8 protein-coding genes and 1 pseudogene are annotated in these 6510 nt (G+C 69.1%); 5 read left to right on the top strand and 4 right to left on the bottom strand.

What is annotated here, in order from left to right:
* Nucleotides 1–77 precede the first annotated feature (77 nt).
* Entirely contained in the window at nt 78–350 is a 273-nt protein-coding gene (locus tag RBJ65_RS41855; protein WP_306324233.1) for an integrase, read from the top strand.
* Nucleotides 340–1146 carry an integrase core domain-containing protein gene (locus tag RBJ65_RS41850; protein WP_306324234.1) on the top strand — a complete coding sequence of 269 codons (807 nt, stop codon included), beginning with the start codon at nt 340–342 and terminating at the stop codon, nt 1144–1146. Before RBJ65_RS41855 ends, RBJ65_RS41850 begins: the two co-directional genes overlap by 11 nt.
* A gap of 71 nt (nt 1147–1217) precedes the next feature.
* On the opposite strand, the gene RBJ65_RS41845 is transcribed toward RBJ65_RS41850, so the two are convergent.
* Entirely contained in the window at nt 1218–1811 is a 594-nt protein-coding gene (locus tag RBJ65_RS41845; RefSeq protein WP_306324235.1) for a TetR/AcrR family transcriptional regulator, read from the bottom strand.
* Between the two features lie 115 nt (nt 1812–1926).
* On the opposite strand from RBJ65_RS41845, the gene RBJ65_RS41840 reads away from it, so the two are divergent.
* The 3 genes and pseudogenes from RBJ65_RS41840 to RBJ65_RS41830 all read left to right on the top strand — a co-directional run.
* Complete coding sequence (locus RBJ65_RS41840) at nt 1927–2901, top strand: zinc-binding dehydrogenase (RefSeq protein ID WP_306324236.1); 975 nt, start codon at nt 1927–1929, stop codon at nt 2899–2901.
* A gap of 751 nt (nt 2902–3652) precedes the next feature.
* Nucleotides 3653–4432 (top strand): thioesterase II family protein, encoded by a 780-nt coding sequence (locus RBJ65_RS41835; protein WP_306324237.1) that lies wholly within the window; start codon nt 3653–3655, stop codon nt 4430–4432.
* Nucleotides 4433–4787: 355 nt separating this feature from the next.
* Nucleotides 4788–4886, top strand: a pseudogene (locus tag RBJ65_RS41830) (transposase); the annotation flags it as partial.
* A gap of 33 nt (nt 4887–4919) precedes the next feature.
* Here the strand turns inward: RBJ65_RS41830 and RBJ65_RS41825 are convergent.
* The 3 genes from RBJ65_RS41825 to RBJ65_RS41815 form a co-directional block, all read right to left on the bottom strand.
* Nucleotides 4920–5132: a hypothetical protein gene (locus RBJ65_RS41825; protein WP_372342339.1), complete on the bottom strand. Its 213-nt coding sequence runs from the start codon at nt 5130–5132 to the stop codon at nt 4920–4922.
* On the bottom strand, nt 5108–5428 hold the full coding sequence (locus tag RBJ65_RS41820) for a 4'-phosphopantetheinyl transferase (RefSeq protein ID WP_306332212.1): 321 nt from the start codon (nt 5426–5428) through the stop codon (nt 5108–5110). The genes RBJ65_RS41825 and RBJ65_RS41820 overlap by 25 nt, the downstream gene beginning before the upstream one ends.
* Nucleotides 5429–5630: 202 nt before the next feature.
* Nucleotides 5631–6371, bottom strand: coding sequence for an SDR family NAD(P)-dependent oxidoreductase (locus RBJ65_RS41815; RefSeq protein WP_306324240.1), 741 nt, complete (start codon nt 6369–6371; stop codon nt 5631–5633).
* Between the last annotated feature and the right edge of the window lie 139 nt (nt 6372–6510).

Here is a 6510-nt window from a genome sequence, read left to right as displayed (position 1 = left end):
TGTGGGGTTCCAATACTCGACTCGGTTGATGACCTGCACCTATAGGTCGGTCGAGCTATCCGGCAAGATCACGCCACATGGCACTGCGACTGCTTTACCTGATCTTCGTTCGGTTGCTCGACGGCTTGGTCCTGCTCGGCCGCTCCGGCCGGGCCAAGGAGATCGAGATCCTCGCCCTGCGCCACGAGGTCGCCGTGCTCCGCCGCCGCACCCCTCGCCCCGGATTGACCTGGGCCGACCGGGCCCTGCTGTCCGCGCTCACCCGCCGCCTGCCGGCACGGCTGCGCCGCCATCGTCTCGTCACCCCCCGCCACCCTCCTCACCTGGCACCGTCGTCTGGTGAAACGTAAGTGGCACCAATCGGCCGCGAAGCCCGGCCGACCACCCATCCCCGCGGAACTACAGACACTGATCCTGCGCCTGGCCAGGGAAAACCCCTCCTGGGGCTACACCAGAATCCAGGGCGAGCTACGCCGCTTCGGGCACCGTGTCAGCGCCTCCACGATCCGCCGCCTGCTCCGTTCCGCCGGGCTCCCGCCCGCACCCCGGCGTGCCGACGAGCAAACCTGGCGCCAGTTCCTGCACACCCAGGCCGAAGGACTGCTGGCCTGCGACTTCTTCCATGTCGACACCGTCACCCTCCGACGCGTGTACGTCTTCTTCGTCATGGAGGTCCACACCCGCACCGTGCACTTACTCGGCGTCACCGCGAACCCCACGGGTGCCTGGGTCGCCCAGCAGGCCAGAAACCTCCAGCTGATCCTCGGCGAGAATGCCGACCGGTTCAGATACCTCATCCGCGATCGCGATGCGAAGTTCACCGCCGCCTTCGATGCCGTGTTCACCGGGAACGACACCCAGATCGTGAAGACAGCACCCCAGGCCCCACGGATGAACGCGTACGCGGAAAGGTTCGTACGCACCGTCCGTACGGAATGCACCGACCGCATCCTCACCTACAACGAACAACACCTGCGCCGCATCCTCAACCGCTACGCCGAGCACTACAACACCGGCCGGGCCCACCGAGCCCTGAACCTGCGCGCGCCAGCGGACAACCCGAACGTCCTCCCCTTCCCCGCCCGCCACGTCCACCGCCGCAAAATCCTCGGCGGACTCCTCAACGAGTACCAATCAGCAGCATGACCCACCACCGAGATCAGGCGAGAACCGCCAGGTCAAAGCACATGCGTGGCTTTTGGAACCCCACAGGGCCGTCACTCCTCCAGCATGCTGGTGACCAGCAGCCGCAGCGACACCGCAAGCCGTCGGGTCTCTCCCTGCCCCAGCAGGTGCACGATCGGTCCGTTCTGCAGAGCGCCAAGCAGGACATGGGCCAGTACCTCGGCGTCCAGGTCGGGGCGTTCCTCGGCGATCAGCGCGCTGATGTGGCCGTGCCAGAACCCGTAGACGGAGTGCTGTTCGCGCGAGTCCTCCTGGGCGTCGCGGGGGGATGTCGCCGCCTGCCCGAGAGCGGCCAGCAGACCTTTGTTCCGCCCGACCACGTCCACGACCGCGTCGAGGAAGGCCAGCAGCCGCTGTCGGGGAGGGGCTCCCGGGCCCAGCGGCGGGGGGCCTTCCGTGACCGATTCGTGCAGGGCGTGAGCGCGTTCCAGCATCAGCTCCCGCATCAGACCCGCGCGGCTGCCGAAGCGGTGGAACACCGTGCCCTTGCCGACACCTGCCGCGGCAGCGATGCGCTCCATCGAGACCTGCTCCGGAGGACGTTCGGCAAGGAGGCTCTCCGTGGCCTCGAGGATCGCGCGCCGGTTGCGTGCCGCATCGGCGCGTTCGCGGCGGCCTTGCGCCATCAGCTCTCTCCTCATCCAGGACCATGCCCATAGACAACTGGACTGCCGGTCCAGTACGGTCCGAATTGGACCGCTGGTCCAGTTTAGAACACCCCCCTGTTCAAGGAGAGTTGCCATGCGACGCATCCGTTACCACTCCTACGGCGGCCCCGAGGTCCTCGCCGTGGAAGAGGCCCCGGTGCCCATCCCGAAGGCGGGCCAGGTGCTCATCCGGGCCGAGGCGATCGGCGCCAACTTCGTGGACACCCAGCTCCGACGCGGCATGGCCCAGACCGAGCTCTACCCGCGGCCCTTACCCCGGTCCCTCACCGGCGACGTGGTGGGCGTGGTCGAGGCGGTCGGGCCTGACACAGAGCCGTCCTTGATCGGACGGCGGGTCGCCACGGCTTCCGAGGACGCGTTCTGCGACCTCATCGTCGCAGACGCGCAGTGGCTCGTCCCGGTACCCGACGGGCTCGACGCGGGCACGGCCAGCGCGCTCCCCATGACGGCACCGGTGGCCCTGGGCGTGCTGCGCGCCGGGCGGTTGGCGCCCGGCGAGACCGTACTGGTCCACTCTGCCGCGGGCGCCATCGGCCACCTCGCCGTGCAGCTCGCGAAGTTGCTCGGTGCGGGTACGGTCATCGCCACGGCAAGTACGGCTGCCAAGCTGGATTTCGCCCGCACCCAGGGCGCTGATCTCGGCGTCGACTACACCGACGAGGACTGGCCGGAGCAGGTCCGCACGGCTGCGCCCGGCGGCGTGGACGTCGTCCTCGACGCGGCCGGCGGCGAGATCCTGCGCCGCAGCCTGGACGTACTGGCCCCGCACGGACGGCTGGTGACGTATGGGGCCGCGAGCGGCGAGCTCGGCAGCATCCCCGTCACCGACCTGTTCGCCCTGAGGTCCGTCACCGGGTTCTCCCTCATAGCCGCACAGGCAGCCGACGCCGAGCGCGCAGCGAAGGACCTGAACGAACTTACCGAGTACGCGGCACAGGGACTGCTCTGCACAGAGGTCCACGCCCGCCTGCCGCTGACCGAGACCAGCAAGGTGCACCGGCTACTGGAGACCCGTGCACAGCTGGGCCGCATACTGGTCGTCCCGTAAGGCGGCCGAGCGGGTCCGAAACGCTCGTTGTCGCGATTGGACAGGCAGGGAGGGCCAAGCTCAGCTCTACGCCAGCGTGCACCAGGGGCGTCCGAGTGCTCCCGGGACCATTTCCCCAGCGCTCGAACATGCCCCGCGTAGACCCGCTCGTGCAGGAACCTTCCCACCAGCCCCGGCAAGTGACAGATCAGGGGTTCAGACACAGGCTCTGGCACCTGCGGCTACCTGCCGCCGACGGCCAGCCGCCCTGACGGCCGGCTGGCCGTCCCGTCTTCGCGGCCACGTCAGTGCCGTCATTTCTCATCGACATTCACGGGCCCATTGATCATCAACTGACTCCGGAACCTGTCGACAAACGCTGTTCTTAGAGATCAACGAAGCCACCCGTCGGAATCGCGCCGAGGCCAGCACGCGCGCACCCGCGCCGGGAGGGGGCGGAAAATTCGGGAGCGCTCCGAGAACTGCCGGACCCCACACTCATCTGAAACCAGCGCCATCTACATGACGCGCTGCGCCAGTTCGAACCGCACGACAACCTCCCCCGGCCCCACCAAGCAATTGATCAGGCGCGACCCCTGCACGCCGCCCCTGAACCACTCCCCCGCCCACAAATCACCGACTGAAGGGACGCCGGAAAGACCGCCTGGGCGGCCCGCGCTCGTGGACCCTTCGGGCCAGTCTCGAGTGGCTGTCGAGGCCGAGCGACGACCCTCTGAAACCACCGCGTTCACGCACGTGGAGAAGGGGATCCATGCCGCACGAACAGCCGGTACGGCTCTACTGTTTCGCGCACGCCGGAGCGGACGTCTCCACCTTCCAGGACTGGACCGCGGCTGTCGGGCCGGGCGTGATACCTGTCCCTGTGCTGCTGCCCGGCCGCGGCCGACGGCGCGACGAGTTCAGCGTGACCACGCGCGAAGCGCTGCTCGGCGATGTTCTGCACCTGTTCACCAATGCGTCGGCCGGCCCCTGTGTCCTGTACGGGCACGGTCTCGGCGCCCTGGTCTGCTACACGGTGGCCCGCGCCCTGCTGGAGATTGGCCTGCCCGGCCCGGCGCTGCTGGCGGTCGGCGCGTGCACGCCCCCGCACATGCCTCCCGAGTCGGCCTACATCCTGGGAGTGCCGGAGGCCGAGCTCCTGCGCACGCTGGACCGGATGGGCGTCGTACCGCCCGGCACGGACCTCGGCGGCATCCGGGAACCGGCCGGGAAGCAGGTGCTCCGGGACGACCTGGCGCTCGACCGCGCACTGCGCGCGGCGGCACGCACACCGTCGCCGGCCGACCCTCTCAGCACACCGCTGCTCATCATCGCCGGGGACGACGACGGGCCGGCGTCGCCCGCGCTGGCAGAGGGCTGGCACGCCTGGACCGAGGGGCCCGTGAGACTCCGCACCGTGTCCGACGGCCATCTCTTCGTACGTGGCTCCCAACTGCCCCGACTGATGGGGCAGGCATGCCGCGTCGTGCGTCGGCTCGACACCACTCGGCGACAGCTTTCCATGCCTTCGCCGGTGGAGCCTCACCAGTAGGCCGCGGCAGAAGGAGCCACCCCTGCCCCTGTGACACGGGCCGCTGCCAGAGCAATCCACGGGCCGACTCCCCTGCTCTCGTCGTCCGTTCTTGAGTGTTCCTTGCCCGGCCCCGTGCACGCTCCTTCCCCTCGCGAGGCCCGTCCCCGCCATCGCGCGCAGGGTGTCGTGGGTCTGTACGCTCACCGGTGTCATTGATGGTCACGGAAGAGACATCAAGTGACTGACACCGTGAGCGAGTCCGTGACCGAGTCCGTGACCGTCGATGACCAGGCGGAACCGACTCTGGATGCCGCGGCCATGCCGTCCCTTACCTTGTCGGTGATCGTGCTGATGGGCCTCCGCCTCTGGACACCGGACTGTGTGCACGACCAACCGCATCGAGAGCGACAACGCACGCGTCCGCAAGGCCGTCCGCGCCCGCGGACACTTCCCGACGGAGCAGGCCGCCCTCACCGCAGGCCAACTCCGGCCACACCAAACCCGGTTACACCGCTCGCTTTACAGACCCACGCCTCTCCACAGCCACGGCTGTGAGCGCAAGGCCGCCGCCGGCGACCCAACGCCCTTGCACACAGGCGAGTTCGGGCGGCGCGGGGACGAGGACGCGGGCGGTGAACGTGCCGTCCGGGCCGAGTTCGAGGAACACGTCCCGGAAACCCAGCCAGCGGCGGGTCACCGGGTACCACGCCTTGTACAGGGACTCCTTGGCGCTGAACAGAAGGCGGTCGCTTGCCGCTCTACCCGCCGCGGCGGGTAGAGCGGCAAGCGAGGCACCGCAGCGGCACCGTAGCCCGGGCAGTGCGTCATACTGCCGACGACCCCGGGTGGCCAGCCCGGGGCTCCCCGCTCGTCCGGGAGCAGCGGAACCGGAGCCAGGCCGAGCCCGGCCAGTGCGTCGTGGGCGCAGGCGCGGACGGTGGTGAACTCGTTGCGTCGTTTCGGGACGGCTCTGGCGATGAGCGCCTCTTCCTGTCGAGACAGAGTGATGTCCATCCGATCAGTGAAGGACTGAACGGCGCGGGCGGCGGGGGGGGCAAGAGGGAGTCGATCACGCGAAGATTTCCTCTTCTCGTTCGTGGTGGTGTCCGCCCGGTCCAGGACCTGCTGGAGGCATGCCGAGGTGCGGCCCGAAGCGGCGCCACTCCCCGGGCGGCCGAGGGCGATTCTTCGCATGCCACGCCGTCGTAGGCGGCGGTCACGAGATCGACATACCCCCGTCGATGGACAGCACCTGACCGGTCATGTAGTCGGCGTCCAGCAGCAGTTCGATGCCACGAGTCACCTCGTCAGGCGTGCCCATACGGCCGAACGCGGTCCGCGACACAAGCATGGCGCGGGCCCCGGCAGGCAAATCCTCGGTGAGCGCGGTGGCCATGAGGCCGGGTGACAGCGCGTTGACCGTCACATTGAATCGCCCGCACTCCAGGGCCAGGCTCCGGGTCATACCCAGCACACCGGCCTTGGACGCCGAATACGCCGTCTGGCCCCGGCTGCCCAGGAGGCCGGCGGGCGAGACGACGTTGATGATGCGTCCCCAGCGGCCCCGCAACATGTCCGGGAGTGCCGCCCGGCAGGTATGGAAGGTGCCGATCAGATTGACGGCAACGGTCCGGGTCCAGTCGTCGACGGGCTGGACGGCCATGAGACCGTCCCGGCGGATCGCACCCGCGTTCACGAGAACGCTGATGCCTCCCAGCTCAGCGCGCACCCGGTCGGCCATCTCCCGGGTGTCGGCCCAGTCCGCGATGTCCGCCCGCACGAGGGTGCTCGGCCCGCTGAGCTCGGCCGCTACCTTACGGGCCCGGTCCTCACCGCTGGTGTAGTGCAGCGCCAGCCGGTAGCCACGCTGGTCGAGGACTCGTGCCACGGCGGCACCGAGCGCTCCCGAAGCTCCCGTGACGAGAGCGACACGGTCGTTGGCGACCTGAGCCGCCATCAGGCAGGCACTCCCGCACGCGCGCCCGTCGGCCGACGCGGCGCGGCCAGGGAGGCCGCTGGTGCGAGGCTTCCTCTCCCGGTCTTGCGCTGATGTGCCCTCCGTGGGCGCCCAAGGCCCAAGCTCGGTGTTCGGTCGA

The sequence above is a fragment of the Streptomyces sp. KL109B genome (genome assembly GCF_030766935.1).
Classification (GTDB): Bacteria; Actinomycetota; Actinomycetes; order Streptomycetales; family Streptomycetaceae; genus Streptomyces.
The sequence above is the reverse complement of the archived record's forward strand: the minus strand, read 5'-3'. Positions and strand labels throughout refer to the sequence as shown.